General features: G+C 68.9%; 17 protein-coding genes and 4 pseudogenes. 10 read left to right on the top strand and 11 right to left on the bottom strand.

Annotation, left to right across the window (positions count from 1 at the left end):
• Nucleotides 1–413: 413 nt before the first annotated feature.
• Nucleotides 414–956, bottom strand: a complete 543-nt coding sequence (locus RLT58_RS35010) for a hypothetical protein (RefSeq protein ID WP_311314759.1) — start codon at nt 954–956, stop codon at nt 414–416.
• A 302-nt stretch (nt 957–1,258) separates the two neighbouring features.
• On the opposite strand from RLT58_RS35010, the pseudogene RLT58_RS35005 reads away from it, so the two are divergent.
• Nucleotides 1,259–1,432 (top strand): annotated as a pseudogene (locus RLT58_RS35005) (transposase); the annotation flags it as partial.
• A 101-nt stretch (nt 1,433–1,533) separates the two neighbouring features.
• Here the strand turns inward: RLT58_RS35005 and RLT58_RS35000 are convergent.
• The 3 genes from RLT58_RS35000 to RLT58_RS34990 form a co-directional block, all read right to left on the bottom strand.
• Nucleotides 1,534–1,752 (bottom strand): hypothetical protein, encoded by a 219-nt coding sequence (locus RLT58_RS35000; protein ID WP_031031882.1) that lies wholly within the window; start codon nt 1,750–1,752, stop codon nt 1,534–1,536.
• Between the two features lie 470 nt (nt 1,753–2,222).
• The gene (locus RLT58_RS34995) at nt 2,223–3,494 is read right to left on the bottom strand and encodes a wax ester/triacylglycerol synthase domain-containing protein (RefSeq protein WP_311314373.1); all 1,272 of its coding nucleotides are present in this window, start codon (nt 3,492–3,494) and stop codon (nt 2,223–2,225) included.
• Nucleotides 3,495–3,671: 177 nt separating this feature from the next.
• Entirely contained in the window at nt 3,672–5,150 is a 1,479-nt protein-coding gene (locus RLT58_RS34990; protein ID WP_311314372.1) for a pyridoxal phosphate-dependent decarboxylase family protein, read from the bottom strand.
• Nucleotides 5,151–5,338: 188 nt separating this feature from the next.
• Between RLT58_RS34990 and RLT58_RS34985 the strand changes: the two genes are divergently transcribed.
• The gene (locus RLT58_RS34985) at nt 5,339–6,109 is read left to right on the top strand and encodes a 3-methyl-L-tyrosine peroxygenase-related protein (RefSeq protein WP_311314371.1); all 771 of its coding nucleotides are present in this window, start codon (nt 5,339–5,341) and stop codon (nt 6,107–6,109) included.
• 208 nt (nt 6,110–6,317) lie between these two features.
• Complete coding sequence (locus RLT58_RS34980) at nt 6,318–8,396, top strand: MMPL family transporter (protein ID WP_311314370.1); 2,079 nt, start codon at nt 6,318–6,320, stop codon at nt 8,394–8,396.
• A 43-nt stretch (nt 8,397–8,439) separates the two neighbouring features.
• Here RLT58_RS34980 and RLT58_RS34975 read toward each other — a convergent pair.
• From RLT58_RS34975 to RLT58_RS34960, 4 genes and pseudogenes are all read right to left on the bottom strand, one after another.
• Nucleotides 8,440–9,339, bottom strand: a pseudogene (locus tag RLT58_RS34975) (DEAD/DEAH box helicase); the annotation flags it as partial.
• A 321-nt stretch (nt 9,340–9,660) separates the two neighbouring features.
• Entirely contained in the window at nt 9,661–9,864 is a 204-nt protein-coding gene (locus tag RLT58_RS34970) for a cold-shock protein (RefSeq protein ID WP_311314369.1), read from the bottom strand.
• 334 nt (nt 9,865–10,198) lie between these two features.
• Entirely contained in the window at nt 10,199–10,978 is a 780-nt protein-coding gene (locus RLT58_RS34965; protein ID WP_311314368.1) for a PAQR family membrane homeostasis protein TrhA, read from the bottom strand.
• Between the two features lie 56 nt (nt 10,979–11,034).
• Nucleotides 11,035–11,367 carry a MerR family transcriptional regulator gene (locus tag RLT58_RS34960; RefSeq protein WP_311314367.1) on the bottom strand — a complete coding sequence of 111 codons (333 nt, stop codon included), beginning with the start codon at nt 11,365–11,367 and terminating at the stop codon, nt 11,035–11,037.
• 998 nt (nt 11,368–12,365) lie between these two features.
• On the opposite strand from RLT58_RS34960, the gene RLT58_RS34955 reads away from it, so the two are divergent.
• Together RLT58_RS34955 and RLT58_RS34945 are read left to right on the top strand one after the other, a co-directional pair.
• Nucleotides 12,366–12,758: an ATP-binding protein gene (locus tag RLT58_RS34955; RefSeq protein WP_311314366.1), complete on the top strand. Its 393-nt coding sequence runs from the start codon at nt 12,366–12,368 to the stop codon at nt 12,756–12,758.
• 494 nt (nt 12,759–13,252) lie between these two features.
• Nucleotides 13,253–14,620: pseudogene (locus RLT58_RS34945) on the top strand (helicase associated domain-containing protein); the annotation flags it as partial.
• 266 nt (nt 14,621–14,886) lie between these two features.
• On the opposite strand, the gene RLT58_RS34935 reads toward RLT58_RS34945, so the two are convergent.
• A complete protein-coding gene (locus RLT58_RS34935; RefSeq protein WP_311314365.1) occupies nt 14,887–16,170 on the bottom strand; it encodes a GTP-binding protein in 1,284 nt (427 codons plus the stop codon).
• 354 nt (nt 16,171–16,524) lie between these two features.
• Between RLT58_RS34935 and acpP the strand changes: the two genes are divergently transcribed.
• Nucleotides 16,525–16,761, top strand: a complete 237-nt coding sequence (acpP, locus tag RLT58_RS34930) for an acyl carrier protein (RefSeq protein WP_311314749.1) — start codon at nt 16,525–16,527, stop codon at nt 16,759–16,761.
• Between the two features lie 504 nt (nt 16,762–17,265).
• On the top strand, nt 17,266–17,988 hold the full coding sequence (locus RLT58_RS34925; RefSeq protein WP_311314364.1) for a hypothetical protein: 723 nt from the start codon (nt 17,266–17,268) through the stop codon (nt 17,986–17,988).
• A gap of 167 nt (nt 17,989–18,155) precedes the next feature.
• Here RLT58_RS34925 and RLT58_RS36185 read toward each other — a convergent pair.
• Nucleotides 18,156–18,479: pseudogene (locus RLT58_RS36185) on the bottom strand (Tn3 family transposase); the annotation flags it as partial.
• A gap of 763 nt (nt 18,480–19,242) precedes the next feature.
• On the opposite strand from RLT58_RS36185, the gene RLT58_RS34915 reads away from it, so the two are divergent.
• Nucleotides 19,243–20,031, top strand: coding sequence for a replication initiation protein (locus RLT58_RS34915; RefSeq protein ID WP_311314362.1), 789 nt, complete (start codon nt 19,243–19,245; stop codon nt 20,029–20,031).
• A gap of 86 nt (nt 20,032–20,117) precedes the next feature.
• Nucleotides 20,118–20,324 (top strand): hypothetical protein, encoded by a 207-nt coding sequence (locus RLT58_RS34910; RefSeq protein ID WP_311314361.1) that lies wholly within the window; start codon nt 20,118–20,120, stop codon nt 20,322–20,324.
• Here RLT58_RS34910 and RLT58_RS34905 read toward each other — a convergent pair.
• Nucleotides 20,318–20,863, bottom strand: a complete 546-nt coding sequence (locus RLT58_RS34905) for a hypothetical protein (protein WP_311314360.1) — start codon at nt 20,861–20,863, stop codon at nt 20,318–20,320. The two genes, RLT58_RS34910 and RLT58_RS34905, sit on opposite strands and share 7 nt — an antisense overlap.
• Before the next feature lie 121 nt (nt 20,864–20,984).
• Here RLT58_RS34905 and RLT58_RS36180 point away from each other — a divergent pair, with 121 nt between their 5' ends.
• Nucleotides 20,985–21,329, top strand: a complete 345-nt coding sequence (locus tag RLT58_RS36180; RefSeq protein ID WP_399131794.1) for a ClpX C4-type zinc finger protein — start codon at nt 20,985–20,987, stop codon at nt 21,327–21,329.
• Nucleotides 21,330–21,386: the final 57 nt, after the last annotated feature.

The raw sequence follows: 21,386 nt of genomic DNA, 5'->3' as shown, positions 1-21,386 counted from the left end.
CGCGATGGGACAGAGACCCGCTCCGCTTCGCGGAGCGTGATGGGCCGGGGCTTCGCCCCGGCGGCTTCGGCGTCGCCTTCGCGGAGGCCTTGCGCTGCGCTCCAGGCCTCGGGCGGCCCGCCGCTACGCTCTGGGCCTTGACCAGCCGCTACGCGGCCGGTGGGCCCGTCCGCTTCGCTCCCGGACCAAGCCCGCTGCGCGGGCGGCTGGCTACGGGGAGGGGGCGGCCGGCCCCGGGGGTGTGGTGACGGAGTGTGCTTCTTTTCGGGGTGGGGGTGGCCCGGCTCGGTCGGCCGCCCGGCTGCATCAGATGATGCAGCATGTTGAGTTGGCGGAACCAGGCCACACCCACCGGATGCTCTCGGATCCCCTGCCCGGGTGCTGCGGCGACCATCGGTCGACCGCGACCCGGGCTATTTCGGGTGGGTGAGCGACTCCCAGCAAAGATTTTGTATTTCTTCAGTCAGTTTTAATATTTGACCGCTTCGCGCCATATCTGTAATCATCGTGGATTTTAAGTCATCCAGCTCCGGGATGTGCCATGCTTTGTAATTGGTTAAGCAAGAGAATAGCTCTGAAAGCTCTTTCGCCTTTTTTCTAATCTCTTCAGGAGCTTCTAGATTTAGAGCTGCTCTGGCCGCTTCGAAGTTCGCTATAGCTTTCGTTGCTGCATCTCGGTGTGCCTGTTTCTGGGCGACTTCGCCCGCCGATGTGCTTGCGCTCCGGAAGGCGGCGGCTATATAGATATACGTATTGCATGCGCTGATAGTCTCAAAAAACGCCTTGTATGTGTCTCTCCGAATCTGTCGCAGCCACTGCTGTTGTTGAGCTTCGGCTTGCCGGTCAGCTTGATACCGGGCCGCCCGGAAGGCGATGAGCGCGGCGCCCCACGCTCCTGCCGCTCCCAGTACCGCACCGCCGAGTGCTCCCACGAGTCCTGCCACCGTCGCGTCCACGCACGAACTATCTCCCACGAGTCCTGCCACCGTCGCGTCCACGCACGAACTATCTCCCACGAGTCCTGCCACCGTCGCGTCCACGCACGAACTATGGGTGGCCGAGCTGCGCCACGGCCAGGAGCTCCGGCCCGATCCGCGGCGGGTGCGATGGGCGTGGGAGGCTGCGCGGGTCCGGGGCGGGCGGTGGGCCGGCACGGAACGACCGCCCCGGGCGACTTCCACCGGCTTGCCGTCTCGCACGCGCACGACACGAGCGCGCCCCGGCCGGCCCCGCTGCTCCTGGCCGGGATGGTGAAGAGAACCGGCCCAAGGACACCACCGGGTTTGTCGTCCTTCCCCACCGCTGGGTCGTCGAACGATCACTCGCCTGGATGATGAACGCCCGCCGCCATGCCCGCGACTACGAGCGGCTCATCCAGCACTCGGAAACGCTCATCACCTGGGCCCCCATCACCCTCATGACCAGACGCCTGGCCACGATCATGGGACGTCGTCACTCAGCAGGGCCTGCGGCCGGCGTCTGACGCGCCGGTGGGGCCGGCCACCGGCCGACCCCACCGGAACCAGCGGCCGGTCAGTCCTTCTCGTACTGCGCGAGTGCGAGTCCGAGGCCGAAGAACGTCGGCGCCCACTCACCCACGAAAATCCCCCACCGGTCAGCACGGTCCGTCCCCGCTGCCTCTCCCTTGACCGAAGCCGTCCACGACAGGAACGACAGCCCGATCGAGACCACAGCAGCCGTATAGGCGTGATCACTACGCAAACCCGCCTCGTGCAACTTCTTGATGATCATGACCAAACTCCTCTGACGGAGATCTGCAGACACTGCCACCGTCACCCCCGCCCGGCATAACCGCTCACTCCGCACCACCAAACGGGTGACCCCAAAGGCAGCGCTCACAGCCCTCGCCTTTGAAAACAGCTTCTGAGGAGAAATTTCACCTGTGTATTTGCGGACTCGGGGCGGGCCGGGTAGACCTTCCGCTCCGCCCGCGCGAGGGCTTCCAGGACCTTGCCGCGACGCGGGGCCGGCTGCTGCTCGTGATCGCTCATACCTCCAGGGACCACGGTTCGCCTGTGGACAGTGGCCGGGCTGCCGCGCCGTACGCGAGCGAGCCCGGACCAACCGGTTGAGCCGAAGCACGATAGGTGTCACCGGCCGAGGCGGATGAGCTGGCGGACGGGAGCGATCGAAGCAGTCTGGTTGTCACCAGTGAGGCACGCGGCTTGTCACACATACCCATTCCGAGTACGTCCCGGCCGTCACCGCGCTGACTGAACGTTGGCATCCGAAGATCGTCGGGGTTGTGTGAAGGTGGCTTGGAGCGCGTCGAGTTCGGCGAGCCAGCGGGTGGGAAGTTCGTCGATGCCGGACAGGCTGGGATCGGCGACGACGGCCAGGTGCGCCGTTCCGGCGTATTCGCCCAGGCAGACCGACAGGTGGTGTCCTGCGGGCAGGAACATCAGCGGCAGCAAGGCCTCAATGCTACGGCCTTCGAGTTCGAGGGGATGTGCGGGACCGGGGACGTGGGTGGCCACCATAGTGGTGCGCCGTGGGTGCAGGATTCGTGTCAGGGCTCTGCCATGCCAGCGCGAGGGCAGGACGTCAAACAGAACATCCGCGTCGGGATCGCGGCGGCTGGTCAGGATGTTCGCGGTGGCCAGGTGTGTGGCGGCCAGGCGCTCGGCGGCGGTGGGCATGTGGCAGGGCAGGACGACGGGGACGCCGCGGTGGAAGTTGCCCAACGCGGTGCTCGTACTGCTGCGCCGGGTGTTGAGAGGGACTATCGCCCGCACGGTGCCTGTGGCACGTTCGGACAGACCGGGGCGCAGGGCGCCGGCGAGGGCGGCCAGGTAGACGTCGTTGAGGCTGGTGCCGGCCGCACGCGCGATGGCCTTGATACGGGGCAGTGGAGTGTGAACCCACAGGCGCCTGGGTGGGCCGGTGGGGGCCTGGCCGCGCGGGGGGCCGAGGCTGATGGTGCGCGCGGGCAGCGCGAGGCCGGCGACCGCGCGTACCAGGGCTCGCACGCGTCCTGTCGTCCAGGAGGGTGAGGGCGCAGGAGGCGTGCGGCGGTGTGGGAGGCGGGGTTCCCGCACCGCGGCGAGCATGATCCCAATCAGGGACATGCCGTCCAGGAGGCCGTGGTGGGCGCGAAGGAGCAAGGCAAACTCGTTGTCGCGGTGGCCGTGGAGCAGGGTCATGCCCCAGGAGACGTCCGCCAGCGGCTGGGCGCAGACACGCTCGATCGCCGCGTGCAGCGCGACGTCACCGCCGTGCGCGCGCAGCTCGACCTCCTGAAGGTGCTCGGCGAGCTCGGCCCGGCCCCCCGCGTTCGTGCCCCGGGGGCGGGCCCGGTCGCGCAGCGGCGGGTGGGCCGCCCGGACCAAGTCGATCAACGCGTGCAGCTCGGTGGTCGAAGGGGCGGGGCCGGCGATGACGGCAACCCCGCCGATCTCCATGCTTGAGTGCGGGTGGGCTGCCGCGTAGTCGAACCAGCGTTCGCCCGCCGTGGCCGCGTCATGGTCGTGCACGGTGTTCTCCGCTGAAGGTCGTTCGCGTGGTGAGGATGTGGTCATGGGCTGTGTGCCCAGGGGCGCGTCATGTCCCGGGATACGGCATCGACGGGGGCCGATGCTGCCGGATCTCATGTGCTGACGTCCAGGGTCCGCAGCCTGCCGGGGCATGGCGCTGACGGGCACGTTTCCTGGTTATCGGGCGCCTACCGGGGTCGTCGGCGTCGATTCGGATGACGCGGGCCGGTCGTCGGGGATCGAGGCGGCGGTCTCGCGTACCAGCGCCCAGGCGTTGCGTACGGACGTCTGGGACGCCAGTCGTGAGCCCAGGGCCGCGCGCAAGATGTAGCGGCCGTCCACGGTGGTGGGGGTCACCAGGATCCGGTGGGTGGCGTCGAGCTCGGTATGCAGGCGCTCGGTGCGGGCGTTGTCGCCGGCGAGGCGGAAACACACCAGTCCGAGTGAGTGCGAGACCAGTTCGAAGCCGGGGCTCTCCCGGACCAGACCGGCCAACAGTGCGGCGTGGGAGAGCTGTTCGCGGATGTGCGCGCGCAGGCCCTCGACGCCGTGGGTGCGCAGGACGAACCACAGTTTCAGGGCGCGGAAGGGGTGCATGAGGGGCACCTGCCAGTCCCGGAAGTCGGTGACGTCACCCGAGTCGCTGGCCTGGTTGCGCAGAAAAGCTGGGCGGATGTCCATGGCGGCGGTGAGGCTGTGGCGGTCGGCCACCCACATGGCGTCGCAGGGCGGCCCGGTGAGCAGCCACTTGTGGCAGTTCACGGCGTAGGAGTCGGCGTGCTCGACACCCTCGTTGATCCAGCGGTTCTCCGGGCAGATGGCCGCCGACCCGGCGTAGGCAGCGTCCACATGCAGCCAGGCTCCGAACTCCCGGCATACGGCAGCGATGTCGGCGACCGGGTCGATGGCACAGGTGCCCGTGGTGCCGACCGAGGCGACCACGATCGCGGGAACGACGCCCGCGGCGCGATCGGCTGCCAGTCGCTCGCGCAGGGCGCGGGGGTCCATCTCGCAGGTGCCCGCCCTGGTGGGGATCAGGGTCGGTTCTCCCAGGCCGGCGATGCGCGAGGCCTTGGGGACGCAGGAGTTCGCCTGGTCGGTGCAGTACAGCTTGTAGCGCCCCTCGGTGCCGTGCTCGCGCCAGCGCCCACCCGAGGCCCGGTACAGGGCGGCGATCAGAGCCACCAGTACCGCCGATGAAGCGGAGTCCTGCAGGACTCCGCCGCCGTCCCCGGTGCTGAGGAACCGCTCCGGCAGGCCCAGGGCGACCGCGAGATGGTCCAGGACCGCCTCCTCGAGTTCGGTGGCGGCCGGGCCCGTCGACCACATCATGTGCTGGACCGCCAGGCCGGAGGCCAAAAGCTCGCCCACCACCGACGCCGGGCTGGTCTGCGTCGGGTAGTAGCCGAGAAACGAAGGATGCTGCCAGTGCACGAGACCGGGCAACACCACACGCTGTACATCGGCCAGGACGTCCCGGATCGGCTCGCCGTGCACCGGTACGCAGTCGGACAGCATCGCGCGTACGTCCCCGGGGCGAAGGTCCGGCGTCACCGGCAGGCGTTCCTCTCGCAGGTCCTCCCAGTAGCCCTCAAGGATCGCGGCGACCTCGCCGATTGCGCTGCGAAACGAATCATCACCAAGAGTCACTGACATGTCGGGTAACGTACCGCATAAAAGCTAATGAAATGGCCCAGATGACAAGCGAATCCTTGCTGTGGCTCGCTCCGCCGCAGCACTTGCCCCACAGCCTGGCGGCCCTGCGCGAAGCCACGAACCGGCGTGACCGTCACCACACACCTCCCGGCCACCGTCGAATCCCCGAACGAGATCCCCGCGAAGCTGTGTTCGACGAATACTTCGCGGTCTCACGCTGTGCCTGCGCCCCCGCCCCTCTGCTGATCGACGCCCTCGACGACACCCTCGCCGCAGTGCGAGCCTTCTCCCGCCACCCGGACGGATCTTCGACGGAGCCCAACCTCGAGCTTGCCGCACACGCGGCCGGGCTGGACTTGCGAACGGACAACCGCGAGCCCCGGACGCAGGCCACGGTGCGCCAACGCTGGATTCAGGGACACCGGCTGTTCTTCGCCCTCACCCAGGCGACCGTCGTCGCCCTGCGGCACGCCCTTCGCGCTCCCTCGCCCGCAGGTTCCGCCCTTGGCCTGGAAAGCGCCGCTCACTTCCTGCGCGCCAGCGCGTCCGCCCTGCGCATCACCGCGTCCTTCGACGCACAGGACTACCACGACACAGTCCGGCCTTCGATGACCCCACCGCAGGCTCCCCGAGGATTCTCCGGCCTATGGTCGGCCGATCACCGCGTCCTGGTGCAGAGCCTGCGCGAGTGGGGTCGGGCCGCACCGACGAAGTCCTCCACCCTGCGCCCCGCCCACCGGCGCCTGGTCGAGGTCCTGACGGATGTTCACCACGCCCACGTGGGCGTCTGCTCGCGCTTCGTCGGCTCCGGACCCTCCCTGCTCCGCGGCGCGGAGCCGGGGGTACAAGCTCTGGACCGCCTGTGCCAGCGGCGCCGCACCAACCTGGACGCCGCGCCCGCCGCCAGGCCGGCCCAACTGGCCGACACCCGCAACGAAAACCTCACCCTTCACCACTGAACGCACTCTCGACGTGCCCAGAGCGGGCCGGGAAGACCGGCTCGGTTCGGCTGCTTCGGCAGCCTTCCGGCCAGAAGCAACATCACTGTTGTGCGGGTTGCTCGTTAGTGCGGGCATGCCAGTACGCAGAGAGAACGGAACAGGGAGGAGGGCGTGGCCGGCGTCCCGGGCTAGGGGGGTGGCGGCATGCGCGGCGGTTGCGCTGGTCGTGGCCGCTCTGAGCCTTCCCGCGGTGTCCGGCGCTTTCGGCGCCGGAGGGACCACCGCCACAGGAACCGAGTCAGCCAAAGCTCGGAAGCAGGCTGAGCTGCTGGGCGTCGGCACCCCGGATCTCGTGCTCGCCCTGACGATGCGCGACGGGGGCGCACAGCGGGCGGTTGCAGCCGGTGCCGGTGCTGTTGCCCGCGTGCTGGCAGGCGAGCCGGCGGTGCGTACGGTGCAGTCCGCTGCCACGGGGGACCCGTGGCTGAGTTCGCGTGACGGGCGCACCGGATTGGTGACAGTTTCGCTGTCGGGCAGCGACGGGGACCGCAAGGAAGCGGCGTCGCGTCTGGTGCCCAGGGCACGGGCGGCTGTGCCGGGGATGCGGGTGGATGCCAGCGGGCCCTCATGGGCGACGGCCGAGATCGACCAGCAGAGCGGGGCCGATCTGCTGAGGGCCGAACTCTGGGCTGCGCCGCTCATCATGCTTCTCCTGTTGCTGACCTACGGTTCGTGGGCCGCAGCCGCGCTGCCGCTCGTGGTCGCGGTGCCGGCCGTCGTCTGCTGTGCTCCATTGCTGGGCCTGCTGGCCCACGTGACAGATGTGTCCGCGTTCGCGATCAACGCGGCCGCGGCCATCGGCTTCGGCCTGTCGATCGACTTCACCTTGTTCGTCCTCGCGCGCTACCGCGAGGAGCATGCGAAAGGGATGCCGCGCCCCCGCGCACTGGAAGTAGCTCTCGATACATCGGGGCGCTGTGTTCTCTGTTCGGCGGTAGTGATCTCTTCATGCCTGGCAGCGGTGGCCGCCATCCCCGTTCCGCTGCTGCGCGCACTGGCTCTTGCGGGTGTGGCGGTGACGCTGCTGGCGGCGCTGGCCGCGTTGACGGTGCTGCCGGCCGCGTTGACGCTGCTGGGTGACCGCGTCGATGGCGCCGACCCGTTGCGCCGGCTGCGCCGGGATCCCATCGGGGGCCCCAGCCGGTTCTGGCGGGAGCTCGCTCGCCGTGTCACCGCCCGGCCTGCGGCGGCCGGCGTAGGGGCGCTGGCGGTGCTGGTCGTGATGGCTTGGCCGGCAATGGGTCTGCGGTTGGGCGCGATCGACGAACGGACGCTGGGGCCGACGGCCTCGTCCGCCGCCGCAGCCGCGGACGTGCGCAACCGATTCGCGGTGTCGCCGGAGCGAGTCCAGGTAGTGGTACTGGAACGGCCGGACGCGAACCTTGCGAACTACACGGCCGCCGTGGCCCGACTGCCGCATGTGGGTGCGGTGCGCGTTGTACCGACCTCTGCAGCGGGTGGGCCCGGACAGGCGAAGCGAGAGCGGCGCCCGGCGGTGGTGATGGTGGCGGCAACGGTGGGGCCCGACACGCCCAGGGGCGCGAGCCTGGTCGATGCGTTGCGGAAGACTCCCGCGCCGGGCCCGATCCTGGTAGGTGGTCGGGCCGCGCAGATCACCGACACCACGGACGCGGTGCGCGGTGCGCTGCCGTGGGTGGCGGTGGTGATGTGTGTGTTCCTGCTGACCGCGCTCACCGCATTCACCCGTAGTGCAATGGCACCGCTGAAGGCGCTCGCGGTGGCCGTCATCAGCTTGGCCGCCGGTCTCGGATGGATCGTGTGGATCTTCCAGTCCGGACACGGGGCAGACGTGCTGGGCGGGTTCACGGTCACCGGCTCCCTCGACGCAAGTCTGCTGCTGTTCACCCTGGCCGTGGCGTTCGGCCTGTCCCTTGACTACGAAGTCTTCCTCCTCGGCAGGATCAGGGAGGAGTTCGACCGCGGCCTGGACAACCAGGTGGCCATCGTCACGGGTATCTCCCGCACCGGCCGGCTGATGACCTCAGCCGCAGCGGCCCTTGCCATCTCCACCGCTGCCATCGCGACCTCCCACGTCACCATTCTCAAACTCATGGGTTCGGGCATCGCCTCTGCGGTGATCCTCGACGCGATCCTGGTCCGCGGAATCCTGGTTCCCGCAGTCATGACACTTCTCGGTCCCGTCAACTGGTGGAGACCCGCGCGCATCGGCCGACGACGTCGTCGCGGGCCGCGCACCGCACCAAGTGAAGCCGTGGCGGGCTGACCGCCCGGCTACCCGGCCACGGCAATCGGCAACGGCCTCGCGGGCCCCGGACGTAGAGCACGTGGTGCTCCATCGTCGTCACCGCACCGGCGGCCGGGTCGACCGAGTGGACGACCGGGTCGTGCAGGTAGCGGCGGACGAGCAGGTCGACGTTGCGGTCCAGGGTGGCCGAGAACAGCATCCGCTGGCCCTCCGCCTGCACCTGGTCGAGCAGCTCGGTGACCTGCGGCATGAAGCCCATGTCGGCCATCTGGTCGGCCTCGTCGAGGACGGTGATCGACACCCGGTCCAGGGTGCAGTCGCCGCGCTCGATGAGGTCCTTGAGCCGGCCCGGCGTGGCGACGACGACCTCGGAGCCGCCGCGCAGGGCGGCCGCCTGACGGCCGATCGACATACCGCCGACGACCGTGGCCAGCCGCAGCTTCAGCGAGCGGGCGTACGGGGTGAGCGCGTCGGTGACCTGCTGGGCCAGCTCCCGGGTGGGGACGAGGACCAGGGCCAGCGGGCGCCGGGAGTCGGCGCGGCGTCCGGCGGTGCGGGCCAGCAGCGCCAGCCCGAAGGCGAGCGTCTTGCCCGAGCCGGTACGGCCCCGGCCGAGCACATCGCGGCCGGCCAGCGAGTTGGGCAGGGTGGCCGCCTGGATCGGGAACGGCACGGTGACGCCCTCGTTGGCGAGCGCCGACAGCAGCGGCGCGGGCATGTCGAGGTCGGCGAAGGCCTCGACGGGCGGCAGCGCGGGGGTGATGGTCTTCGGCAGCGCGAACTCGCCCTGCCTCGCGGCGGACCGCCGACCGTGCCCACCCGAGCGGCTCGGTCCACCGGAACGGTTCGGGGCGGGCGAGCCGAAGCGACTGCCCCGCCCCGAACCGGCGCCCAGACCGAAAGCGGGTCCACCGATTCGGCGGGTTCGGGAAGTGCCGTCGTTCGTGTGTGTGAGGTTCATATGGGGGCCCTTCCCTGATACGGCAGGTATCAGGGAATTCCCGCAGCGAAGAAGCAGCGCAGGGGAATCACAAGAACGAGCCGAAATTAAATGCGAAAGTGAAGCCGCCGTGCAGTGAATCGGGTGCAGGGGTGCAGGCTATGGAATGGGTGACGTCATATGGGTGTGAGATCCCGGACGCCGATGGGCGTGGACCGCGAAAGGCGCGCACCCATGGAGGGAGTGCTTTCGACCCGCAGGAGGTGTCGCTGAGGGAAATGCCCGTAGCTGGGGCCCGCACCCCGAGGGATGCGGACCCCAGCTACGAAGTGCGCGTCAGCGTCAGGCGGGAACGATGTTCTCGGCCGTCGGGCCCTTCTGGCCCGTCGCGATGTCGAACGTGACCTTCTGGCCTTCGAGCAGTTCCCGGAAGCCATCGGCGGCGATGTTCGAGAAGTGGGCGAACACGTCGGCACCACCACCGTCCTGCTCGATGAAGCCGAAACCCTTGGCCGCATTGAACCACTTCACAGTGCCAGACGCCATGTCATATCTCCTTGTGGGGCAGTACACCGGCATCCGAAATCACGGACGCCGGGTCGCCGCGATGATGCCCCGCCCGGAGAATAACCGGAAATACAGAACGCTTCCCGCAGCTAAATGCCGACGTAAGCGTCGAAGTTTTTGGGAACCACAACTGCAACTGAGATCGACACTAGCACGCGGGAACGGCGCACGTCCGGTCGTCGTCGGCACCATGATTTCGCGGGTAGAAACGTTCTGTACGCGGCACACTAAATTCTCATCCGGCCGCAATAGATAGACGGGTAACAGGAGTGAATGTCTTTTATGGTGCACGGGCAGGTCCAGCCGTCGCTGGTCAGGTAGCTCCCAGGAGGATTGCGGTGTAGTGCGCGGCGAATGCGGCGATGGTGAGCGCGTGGAAGACCTCGTGGAAGCCGAACCATCTGGGTGAAGGGTCAGGTCGTTTGACGCCGTACACGGCGGCGCCCGCGGTGTAGAGCAGGCCGCCGGCGATGACCAGGGCGACCACTGCGGTGCCGCCGGTGCGTGCGAAGTCGGGGAGGTAGAAGACGGCGGCCCAGCCCAGGGCGATGTAGCACAAGGTGTAGAGCCAGCGCGGGGCGTTGATCCAGAAGATGCGGAACGCGATGCCGGCCGTGGCTCCGCCCCAGACCAGGGCCAGCAGAATCCGCTGCTCTCCCGTGGGAAGCAGCAGCACTGCCAGGGGGGTGTACGTGCCGGCGATGATCAGGAAGATGTTCGCGTGGTCCAGTCGCCGCAGGACGGCTTCCCCGCGCGGACCCCATGTCCCCCGGTGGTAGAGCGCGCTGGTGCCGAACAGCAGGCAGGCCGACAGTGCGTACACCGAGCAAGCGGCGACCGCCGCCGCGGAGCGGGCGAGGGCGATCAGGACGATGCCGCCGGCCAGAGCGAGGGGGAATACCCCGGCGTGCAGCCAGCCCCGCATCCTCGGCTTCAGCGCGGCCGCCGCGCGCTCCAGGGTGTCCTTCTCGGCGGTGCCCGTCCGCCGGGCGGGCAGACCGGGCGGCGGATCGAGCGCTGGTAGGCGGGGGCTGCCGGAAGGGTGCCGGGGTTCACGGCCGTGGGCCGCCGGATGCGTATTTTCAGCAGTCATGTGCTCATGCGGGGGCTCGGTGGACGAAGGACGTTGGAAGGTTGCGCGACCGCGGGTCAGTTGCCGGTCGCGGGCTGGGCTGCGGTGCGGCGGTATTCGGCGTTGATGCGCTGGGCTTCTTCGAGCTGGTCCTCGAGGATGACGATGCGGCAGGCGGCCTCGATGGGGGTGCCCTGGTCGACGAGTTCCCGGGCGCGGGCGGCGATGCGCAGCTGGTAGCGGGAGTAGCGGCGGTGGCCTCCCTCGGAACGGAGCGGGGTGATGAGTCGGGCTTCGCCGATGGCGCGGAGGAAGCCCTGTGTGGTGCCGAGCATTTCGGCGGCCCGGCCCATGGTGTAGGCGGGGTAGTCGTCGTCATCGAGACGGTTGAGCGAGTCGCCTGCTGTCATGTGCACCTCTTGTTGGCGGGAATCGGGTCGGCGGGGGTGGGGAACGCGCTGGAGGGGCCCTGGTGCCATTTGGCACCAGGGCCCCGAAGGAACTGCTACACCATCTGCCGGCCCTGATACTGCGCCGGCCTTCTGTGTCCGCCGACCCGACTTGAAGGTTGTCGGGGCTGCGGGGATCGCGGTTGCTTGACCGGAGACCACCTCGCTATCGATGTCCTGCGGTACCCGGACGCGGACTTCCGCCCGGGCGATCCTGATGGCGCCTGCTCCTCCGTTCCTACCCTCGTGGATCGCATGCTGATACTGCGTACTGCGGGTGATGCGTCCTGCTCAGCGGCCTGTAAAAGCACCGCTCTTCGGCAGCCGGCCCCGTCGCCCGTCCTGCATCTGCTCTGGCTTGGAACCCCACTGCCGAACCTCCCGGTGCGCGCGCCCGCAGCCGACGCCTTCACCGAGGTGCTGCTCACTTGCCTCCACTGCTGAGTACTACTACTGCGTGAACCGCTGTACTTCACGGCGGCCCCTGATCACTGCGGGCCACCCGGTCCGGCCGTCAGCCCCGTCGCCGTCCTGCACAAACCCTGGCTTCGAAGCTCCACCGCCGCACCGCCTTGCTGCGTACTGCAACTGCTGTACTACTGCCCGGCAGTTCATCTCTGCCGGGCCCTGCTGCCCTTCTGACTACGAGAGAAACCATAACCACGTCACCACCCAATGTCTACTCCAGCCAACATAGATTTTTGTGGCTGGGAGGAGGGGATAGTCGACACCGACCACGGGCGGGTGCGCGGCGGTCCCGTCCGGCCAGGCTGCCCCACTGCGACCAGGCAGGTTGCGCCGGCCTCGTTGACGCGAACACCACATCGGCCCCGTCCGGTCCTGCGGATCACCACTCAGCCGCATGCGCCCCAACCGTCGACTGTGCGGTTGAGACACCACAAGCCGGGCAAGAACCGGCCAGAGGAACCGCACGACGATCCAGAGACCAGGGGGGACCCATGGACACAATGAGCGTCAACGTGGCAACCGTTCTCTCCACGGCATGCATCGCCGAAGCACGCCAGAGCGCCCGGGAATTCCTCGCAGGTCTCGCGCCGCCGGCGGGAACAGCCGAGACCGCCGACACCGTGATCCTCGTCGTCTCGGAGCTCGTCACCAACGCCCTGCGCCATGGCGGCGGCATCTGCCGTCTGGATCTCACCGCGCACCCGGACGGCATCGAAGTGGCCGTGCACGACCACAGCCCACAGACACCGCGCATGCGCGCCCCCGGCCTGAACGGCGGCACCGGAGGGTTCGGCTGGCCCATGGTCAACCAACTCGCTCGCGCCACTTCCGTCACCCGCAGGACGGACGGCGGCAAAACCGTAAAGGCTCTCCTCGCCCGGTAGCGCCAGACCACCGGCACCGCGACCAGCACGACAGTCAGCCACCCCAAGACCGATTTCGCATGCGGCCAGTCGGACGGTCCCATGATCCGCCGCACATGACCAAGCACTACAGGTCGGGGCGCACCGAGCGCGCGTGGTCGACGGTCGGAGCGACCCGACCTCAGCATCGAAGACCGCCAACTGCGGTTCTCGAACTGCGGGCCCATCTCGCCCGTGGAGTCCCAGGGAGGGTGTACCGGTTCGTGAGGGGCCGGGGTCACCGCGTTCGCGGTGAGCTGTTGACGGTGGTCCGAGGCATCGAGGCGGTGGGCAAGGCCGGCCTGGACCCGGAGGCGCTGCGGAACATCGCAGACACCGCACTGGCGGTCCTGCCCATGCCCGAGGGGCATAAACGCCTCGCAACCGTGCGTAGTCCGGCCCGCGAGAACTAACGAGGCGGCTGGTTCACCGGCGAAATCGCCGAGTCCGCCTTCCCTCACCCTGCAGCCGCCGGAGACATGGTCGCCTCCGTCAGCTTCAAGCCGCTCGTAGCGGTCCTCCAGGGCCTGCGCAGCCACGATGAGCGCCTGGTCGAGCAGCTCGCCTCCCGCGCCCTTACGAGCGGCAAGCGAAAGGTCCACGTCCGGCGTGACGAGGACGGGCGGATCGTCGGGGCCGGCGGTGACAGCGACAGCGAGGACCAGGAGCCGGGCGACGACACCGACGCCGCCGCCGAATCCACGCTGCTGCACTTCTCCAGCCCCCGCGACGCGGCCACGATCGCGGCCTTCCTCCGTACGCGGGTCTACCGGCCGGAATCGCTGGTGTGGCTGGAGGGCTACCAAGCCCTCATCCGGTGGCGCGCGGAAAACGAGATCACCGGCGTCCACGCCATCCCGTACGACACCGAGACCGAAGTCGGCGTCACCAAGGACTTCCCCCTCGGGCGATGGGTGCACCAACAGCGCAAGGCCCTGCGGGCCGGAGAGCTGGAGGACCGGCGCAAGGTCCTCCTGGACGCGCCGGAGGCCGGAATGCTCTGGGAACCGGGCGAAGAAGCGTGGGAGACCAAGCTCGCCGTACTCCGCTCGTTCCGGCGGGCAACCGGGCACCTCGCACCGCGACAGGACGCGGTGTGGGGCGAGGACGAGACGATGGTGCCCATCGGCCAGCACCTCGCCAACCTCCGACGCAAGGGCACGAAGAACGGCCTCGGCAAGGACCCCGACCGGGCCGCGGAACGGGCGGCGCAGCTCGCCGCGATCGACAAGGACTGGAACTGCCCCTGGCCGCTGAACTGGCAGCGCCACTACCGGGTGCTCGCCGACCTCGTCGACGCCGACGGCCACCTGCCCCACATCGCCCCCGGCGTCACCTTCGACGGCGACGACATCGGGCGATGGCTCCAGCAACAGAAACAGCCGGCCGCCTGGACGCAGCTGACGCCCGAACAACGCGAACGGCTCACCCAGCTCGGCATCCAGGGCCCCGCGGCCCCCTCTCCCGCCCCGCCGACACCCCGCGCGACGAAGGGGCGGGGAAAGGCCGGAAGCAAGGCTCGAGCGCCTCCAGGCGCCCGAGCTCGTACTCGACAGACCGCCCGGGCACCGATCTCCCGGACCGAGGGCCCCTCGCCGTGCTCGGCGATCCGCTCCCGCACCACGCGCAGGACCGCTTCCTGCGGCCTGGCGGCTCACGCCGATTGCTCCCCGCGTGGGTGCGCAGCCGTCCGGGCCCGGCGGCGCAGCTCCACCCTGGCCGCTGGCACACCGCCAGGAGTGGTCGACCAGAACGGGTGCGTGTGCAGGAGGACCGACAAACGGAGCAACCGTCGGCGCAGCACCGTGGAGTGGCGGGGGTTCGGCACGGCGAGGGCGTCGTAAGCGTCATTCCACGCCTGCTGCGCACGGATGTCCTGTCGCACCGAAGGTTGAGCGATCTCATTCAGGTTTGAGCGATGGTCGGCGCCCGGTCAGGCCAAGGGTGCTGAGGCACCTGGGGAGCCAAAGGTGCGAACGCAGGTTGCCCCATACCCATCGGGCCAGGAGCCAGGTCGTACTTGCCGTCGGGGCCGCGGTTCTTCGCCTGTCGGCGACGCCAACTTCGCAACGCCCGTACGGACACTTCGGCGGCTGGCGCATCCGCTACGTCACTGAGGAGTGACCCTCATACCGAAGCCCACGGGGCGGCCGTCCTCGCGGATGGTGAAGCGCGCCCCGTTGTCCATCGCGACCGGGCGGAGCAGGGTGGCCCTCACCGTGATGTGATCTCCCGGCTCGATACTCTTGACGTTTTCGGGCAGCTCGATGGACCCGGTGACCTCTGCCGTGCGGAAGTGGAACTGAGAGCGGTGGCCGGTCTCGACGGCTGTGCCGTGGCCGCCCTCCTCCTGGCTGGGGAAGTAGACCTCGGCCTCCAACCGGGTGCGCGCCGTGATCGAGCCCGGCCGGGCCAGGACGAGACCTCGGCCGACCTGCTCGGGCCGGACGTCTCGCAGCGCCACTCGGCAGCTCTCGCCGCTCCGGGCGCTGTCCGCCCTCTGGCCCCACTGCTCGATGCCCGTGCAGGTGGCCCTGAGCGTCTGTTCGCCGCCGACGATCTCCATTTCGTCGCCGGTCCTGATGGTGCCGTGCTCGATGGTGCCGGTGACGACGGTGGTGTCACCGCTCTGGGAGCTGACGCTTTCGACGGGCATCAGGAACGGCTTGTCGAGGGGCTGCTGCGGATCGGGGACGGAGCCGTCCAGCTGGGTGGCCAGGCGGACGATCGACTCCTCCCACGCATTCTCACCTTCCAGCGCCTTGAGCGCGGAGCCACGGACGACCGGCACGTCGTCGCCGGGGAATCCGTCCCGTGAGAGATGCTCCCGGATTTCCATCTCCACCAGGTCGAGCGTCTCCGGATCATCAACCAGGTCGCACTTGCTCATGAAGACCACGATGGAGCCCACCCCGGCCTTCCGGGCCAGACGAACCTGCTCCCTGGCATCGGGCAGCATGCTGTCGTTGGCGGACACGACCAGGATCACGGCGTCCAGCCTCGGTGTCCCCATGATCATGTTCTTGACGCAGTCGGCGCGACTGGCGCAGTCCACATGCGTGTATCCGCGGGCCGGGGTGGCGTATTCGACACGGCTGGCGCGGATCGGGACCCCCTCGACCTCCTCGGCCGGGGCGCTGGTGATCTGGTCGACGCTGCGGGCCTTGCCGCCGTACTTCCTGGCGAGGACCGTGGTCAGCGCCGACGCCAGCGTCGTCTTCCCGTCGCCCGCGTGGCCGATCGTGCCGACAAGGGGCCTGGCGCGCTCGGCGGCGAGCCCGGGGCGGAAAACTGCTGATGCCTTGGCTGCGGCGGGCAGGGCCGGCGTCGTGCCGATGGCCGCGATACCTGCCAGCCCGTACCGGAGCGCCTCACGGCGCGTGCTCTTCCTCATGCGCGGTGTAACGATTCACCGGATGCGCAGGTCACTGCCCTTCCGGCAGGCGCTCCAGCGCCTGCCGCGGGGCTCCGGCAAGGACCGGTGAGTACGCCGCGGGTGGTGACCTCCGGGCCGCATGATCGTTTCACCAGTCGGTGAGCGGGGTGTCCGGCAGGGTACGGAGCCGCGTCGAAGCCCGCTCGCGGATGCTGCATCTCGATGAGGAGGTTCTACGTGCGAGGTCGTTTTGCTGCGGTGGCAGCCGCAGCTGCTGTGTTCGTGACAGGGGCAGCAGGCGTGGCCGGTGCCGCGACGGTGCCGGTGCCTCCGGCGCAGGTGGCAGTGCAGGTGCCCCCGGTGGAAGTGCATATGGCAACCGTCAAGGAGAGGGTCGTGCGCGTCATCGCCGATCAGTTGGGGGTTCCGCGAGAAGCGGTGGTTCCCGATGCCCGTCTCATGGAAGACCTCGGCGCGGACGACCTGGACATGCCGGAGATCGTGATGGCGCTGGAGGAGGAGTTCGACACCGAGATCCCCGAGGAGGAGGCAGAGAAGATCATCACCGTCCAGGACGCCGTCGACTTCATCAATGCCAGCCATCGGTAGCGGCTGGGTGCATCCGGCCCGCGGATCGTGGCCGTCCCGGAACGTAGCCCAAGGGGCATAGCACAGGGATCGGGCGCTGGGATTCGGCGGACGCGGGCGGTCCGGGTGACGGCGGAGCCCCCGGGCCAGCAGCCTGATCTGCCGGCCGGGGGTGAGCCGGGCCGCGGCGAGACCGTAGGGCACCGTGGCCGGCATGTCCCTGGTGACGGGCCCCATCCCGCCCGCCCGTCAGCGGCCCGGCCTCCGCCAGGACGGCGGCACATTCCTCCCACGTCTTGTACGGCAGATCAGCAGAGACAGGGGGGCGGCCCGGTGCGACACCCTCATGCCCAGGCAGCCGCGCCCTCCCCGGGGCCCCGAGGGTACGGGCGGCCAGCCGACGTGCCGTTACGGCGGACGGCGCCGGTCGTTCCTAGAAGGATGCCTCTCTGCGCCGGGGCGTTGCCCGCCCCGGCGCTGACGAAAGGAAAGCCAGCTGTGCGTCTTGCCCCCCGAGGTACGGCGGTGACTCTCGCTGCCGCGCTCGCCGTGCTCGTCGGCGCCTACCCCGCAGCCGCCGACGAGGCGAACACTCCCTCGCAGGACCAGCCGCCCGTCGTCCTGGTCGACGGCGCGGAAGTCGACGCCCTGCCGGACCCGGAGAATCCGGACCTCACGTCGTCGGTGGCGAAGACAAGAGAGGAGTGGGTGGCCAATGACCTGAAGCTGCTGAACATCATCATCAAGAAGCCCTCCCGCGAGCCCGGAAAGGAGCCGGAGGCAGACCCGGTCGAGGAGGCCGGGACGGGCCCCGTTCCCCACGCCGACGAGACCACGCCGCAGTGCGCCGGAAAGGACTCCTACAGCTCCGACCGCTATACCTCGGTCCGCTGGAAGAGCTGCATCGACTCCGTCACGGGACCGCACGGCTACCTGCGGTTCGAGTGCTGGGAGGGCGATGTCATCGGATGGAACCGCAGTGGGTGCGTGATGAGCGGTAAGTTCCAGATCCGCGACCCGAGAGGAAAGCTCGTGCGCGCGGGCTCCTTCGCCGAGAGGGCGGACTGGTACTACGAGGTGGCCGAGGTGAGGGACCGCTTCCGCTTCTCCTGCGAGAACCGGCCGCACGGACGCTACACCTTCACGCTCAGCGACACCAAGGCAGAACTCTTCCTCAACGGTAACTTCACTCGCGGTCGACAGCCGGCCTACCTGCCCGACACCACGGTGGCGACCACCCTCTGCTGAACCCGGCACACCCCCTCCGGCCGGTCAGCCCATCCGTACGCCGGCCGGGGCGTGCCACCACGGCACGCCCCGGCCGCATCCCGCACCGCACATCCTTCTGGCCCGGCAGGCCCGCGAACCGTGGGCCGTGGGCGGACCTGGCCAGGGACAACAGACCCGGACACGATGCCGCCGGCGACCGAGGTGAACGCCTGGCCGCCGGTCCGGGAGAAGACCTCCGGCAGGTCCACCCGCGGCAGCATCACGTCCACCGCGGCCCGACAGGCCGAGCAGGAAGGCCGGTTCGGGCTCCAGCTCCAGCTCCAGCTCCAGCTCCAAGGCAGCACAGTGCAGACACCCGTCGTCTCGAAGACGATCTGCGCGCTGTCCGGGACCCGGCCCGCCACCTCCCGGCAAATGCCGTCCATCAACGCCGCCCGAGCCGCCGGGTGGGCGCCCGCCCCCTGGCACGTCAGCGAGGCCGACACGACCGACTTTGCCCGCTGCCTCGCCCCGCCCCGCCACTCAAACTCCAATGAGACGAACCTACCCGTCACCAAAGTTCAGTGAGAACACTCAACCTTAAGTGCGACAGGACAACAGACGAGGCCATCGGGAAAGTGGAGGGAGTCCATCCACCAATTAGAGCATCTGTTCGAATTATGGTCCACGCAGGTACCTCGTCCGTGGGCGTGTACGGCACGGCGGCTGCCCTGTGATCGCGCTGCTTGGGCGGACTTCAGTAGGGCCATATCTTTAAAGTCCGTCACGAAGCCAAGTCAGATGGTTCAGCCTTCCCTGCCGGTTGCCACTTCGTGGCCCAAGCACCGCATCGAGGGGGTCAGCGGTCGAGATCACCGCCGGGGCCGCCGCCGTCCTGCACCGGCGGCGGTGATGTGCAGCCCTACTCTCAGCGCTCGTCGAAGTAGCCCTCCGTTTCTCGCGACGTAGCCGGCGTCCACGTGCAGACTGCACGTGGGAATCCCCAACCATCCGACTTGGCTCACGACCTACTTTGAAGATGAGCCCACCTCGGGGCTCTGGGCCTGCGCGGTAGAAGCCGCAGGCCCAGAGCCCCGAATCATCTGACTTGGCTCACGACCTACTTTGAAGTTCACGGCGTGTCAGGCCCTTCGCGGCTGGGGCACCCGGGATGATCAGCGCATTTACGTCGAGTCGCCCGGAGTCCAGTGGGACGAGTTGTGGCTGCCGTTGCGGCCGTACGCGACGAACCGGCTGCAGGAGGGGATCCGGCGTGAGCGGCGGCCGGTGGCGATGACCCGTCGGTATGTGGAGGCGAACCCGTCGGCGATGAGCAACCTCCTCGTCGTGGACGTGGACCACTCGGATGCGGTGCTGCGGGCGGTGTCGTCGGTGGGGTCGCATCCGCTGCCCAACGCGGTCGTGGAGAACCCGGTGAACGGGCATGCTCATGCGGTGTGGGCGTTGGCGGAGGCGGTGACGCGGGCCGAGTACGCCCGGCGCAAGCCACTGGCCTACGCCGCCGCGGTCACCGAGGGTTTGCGCCGTGCGCTGGACGGCGATGCGGCGTACTCGGGGCTGATGACGAAGAACCCGCTGCACACGGACTGGAGCACCGAGTGGCTCCACGGCGGGCTCCACACGCTCGGCGGCCTGGAGGAGGCGCTGAGCGGCCACATGCCGCCCGCGCGCTGGCGGGAGACCAAGCGGTTCCGCACCAACATCACCGGGCTGGGGCGCAACTGCTCGATCTTCGAGACGGCCCGGACCTGGGCGTACCGCGAGGTACGCCACCACTTCGGCAGCCCCGACACGCTCCACACCGCCATTCACACTGAGGTACAGACCCGCAACGCCGAATTCGCGGAGCCGCTGCCGGCCGTGGAGGCGCGTGCGATCGCCAACAGCATCCACCGGTGGATCACGACGCGCTCCAGGATGTGGAAGGACGGTGCGGCGGTCTACGAGGCCACCTTCGTCGCCATCCAGTCCGCCCGTGCCAAGAAGGGCGGCGCGGCGCGCGCTGCACGCCGCGACGAGCGCACCGAAGCCATGCTTGAGTACATGAGAGGGAAGCCGTGACGCAGGAGCCCAGACGCGAGCGTCGCACCGCGACGGCCCGCGAGCTTGCGGACCGGTTCGGCGTGTCCCCGCGGACCGTGCGCAGCATGATCGCCGAGGAACGTGCGGCGTATGAGGCCCGCTCCCGGCGGCGACGGGACCAGATCGTCGAACTGCACCCGCAGGGCCTGAAGGGTTACGAGATCGCGCGCGAGCTGAATGTCTCCTCCGGTCTGGTGTCCACCCGGCTCAAGGAAGCCCGCTCGGCCGGTATCGACCTTACTCCTTACGCCGCTTCACCCAGGCTTCAGTAGCGCCGGGTGTGGCGCATGACGAGGGCATGGGCGGCGTCCTCGGTGAGTCCGAGGGCAGTGGCGACCGCATCCCACGGCTGCTCGTCGTCGAGGACCGTGTACGCCGCCGCCCGGCCGGCACCGGCGCTGGTGCGCTCCAGAGCGCCGACGACCCTCAGCGCGGCGAGCGGCGCCTGCACGGTCAGGGCGTCCAGACGGGTGCGCAGCTGCGTGACCAGGGCGGTGATGTCGTCGGGAACGGGGACGGTGCGGGCATCGGTGCCGGCAATGTGCTCGTCCCAGCCGGCCTCCAGGCCCTCGGTGTCGTACAGGTCCGGCCCGCCGACGTCGGCGACCTCCTGCCAGTCCAGCGGGTACAGGGTGGTGCCGCGCCAGCCGCACGAGCACGAACCGCGCAGCCCGGCCGCGAGCGGGGCACCCAGCGTGCCGTCGTACACCCACCAGTCGCTGGTCTCGTGGACCGCCGAACCGCTGCCGGTATCGAAGAAGACCGGCTCCGGCTCACTACCGTCCGGCAGTACCGCGCCCGGGCGCCCCACATGCGACGCCCCAAACTCCTCGGTCTCCCACATAACCCCACCCCTGCCACACGACGTCCGGCCCTGCTTGAATGCGGATAGGACTCACTAAACAGCTTTGGGAGGACCGTTGCTCATACACATGGCGCGTAGTTTCACCGACCGCCTACGCCGCTGGTCCGGCACGCACGCGAAGGCCTGCGCGTTTTGCGGCGGTCTCCGGCCAGGAGATAGGAGTCTGACAGGCAGCCGCCGCTCAAAAATTTGTGCGGGATGTGTGCAGGAGTGCCAAACTCGGCTTGCCGAAGCACCAATGGCAAATCCTCCACTGCGCAGGACGGTCTGGCTGGCGCAGATGTATTGCTCCTTCTGTGGCCACTCGCCCGCGCCCAACCGCGAGCTTGTGCCAGGGCCCCGCGTGTGGATCTGCAGTGAATGTCTCACAAAATACCACTCGGAGTTGATTGCGCCCCGAACATCCCCTTAGCCACTATTTGCCTATCTGTTGACAGAGTGGAGTAGCGACCAACGTAATTCCCCCGGT

This window comes from Streptomyces sp. ITFR-16 (assembly GCF_031844705.1).
In the GTDB taxonomy this organism is placed as follows: Bacteria; Actinomycetota; Actinomycetes; order Streptomycetales; family Streptomycetaceae; genus Streptomyces.
This window is presented reverse-complemented; position numbering and strand designations above follow the sequence as displayed.

What these genes read in the sequence shown, in the direction of transcription:
- RLT58_RS34955 (WP_311314366.1), top strand. Translation starts at nt 12,366, where the DNA reads ATGGACACAATGAGCGTCAACGTGGCAACCGTTCTCTCCACGGCATGC.
- RLT58_RS36180 (WP_399131794.1), top strand. Translation starts at nt 20,985, where the DNA reads ATGGCGCGTAGTTTCACCGACCGCCTACGCCGCTGGTCCGGCACGCAC.
- RLT58_RS34965 (WP_311314368.1), bottom strand. Translation starts at nt 10,978, where the DNA reads ATGACTGCTGAAAATACGCATCCGGCGGCCCACGGCCGTGAACCCCGG.
- RLT58_RS34970 (WP_311314369.1), bottom strand. Translation starts at nt 9,864, where the DNA reads ATGGCGTCTGGCACTGTGAAGTGGTTCAATGCGGCCAAGGGTTTCGGC.
- RLT58_RS34960 (WP_311314367.1), bottom strand. Translation starts at nt 11,367, where the DNA reads ATGACAGCAGGCGACTCGCTCAACCGTCTCGATGACGACGACTACCCC.
- RLT58_RS34910 (WP_311314361.1), top strand. Translation starts at nt 20,118, where the DNA reads ATGATCGCCGAGGAACGTGCGGCGTATGAGGCCCGCTCCCGGCGGCGA.
- RLT58_RS34935 (WP_311314365.1), bottom strand. Translation starts at nt 16,170, where the DNA reads ATGAGGAAGAGCACGCGCCGTGAGGCGCTCCGGTACGGGCTGGCAGGT.
- RLT58_RS34990 (WP_311314372.1), bottom strand. Translation starts at nt 5,150, where the DNA reads ATGTCAGTGACTCTTGGTGATGATTCGTTTCGCAGCGCAATCGGCGAG.
- RLT58_RS34915 (WP_311314362.1), top strand. Translation starts at nt 19,243, where the DNA reads ATGACCCGTCGGTATGTGGAGGCGAACCCGTCGGCGATGAGCAACCTC.
- acpP (WP_311314749.1), top strand. Translation starts at nt 16,525, where the DNA reads ATGGCAACCGTCAAGGAGAGGGTCGTGCGCGTCATCGCCGATCAGTTG.
- RLT58_RS35000 (WP_031031882.1), bottom strand. Translation starts at nt 1,752, where the DNA reads ATGATCATCAAGAAGTTGCACGAGGCGGGTTTGCGTAGTGATCACGCC.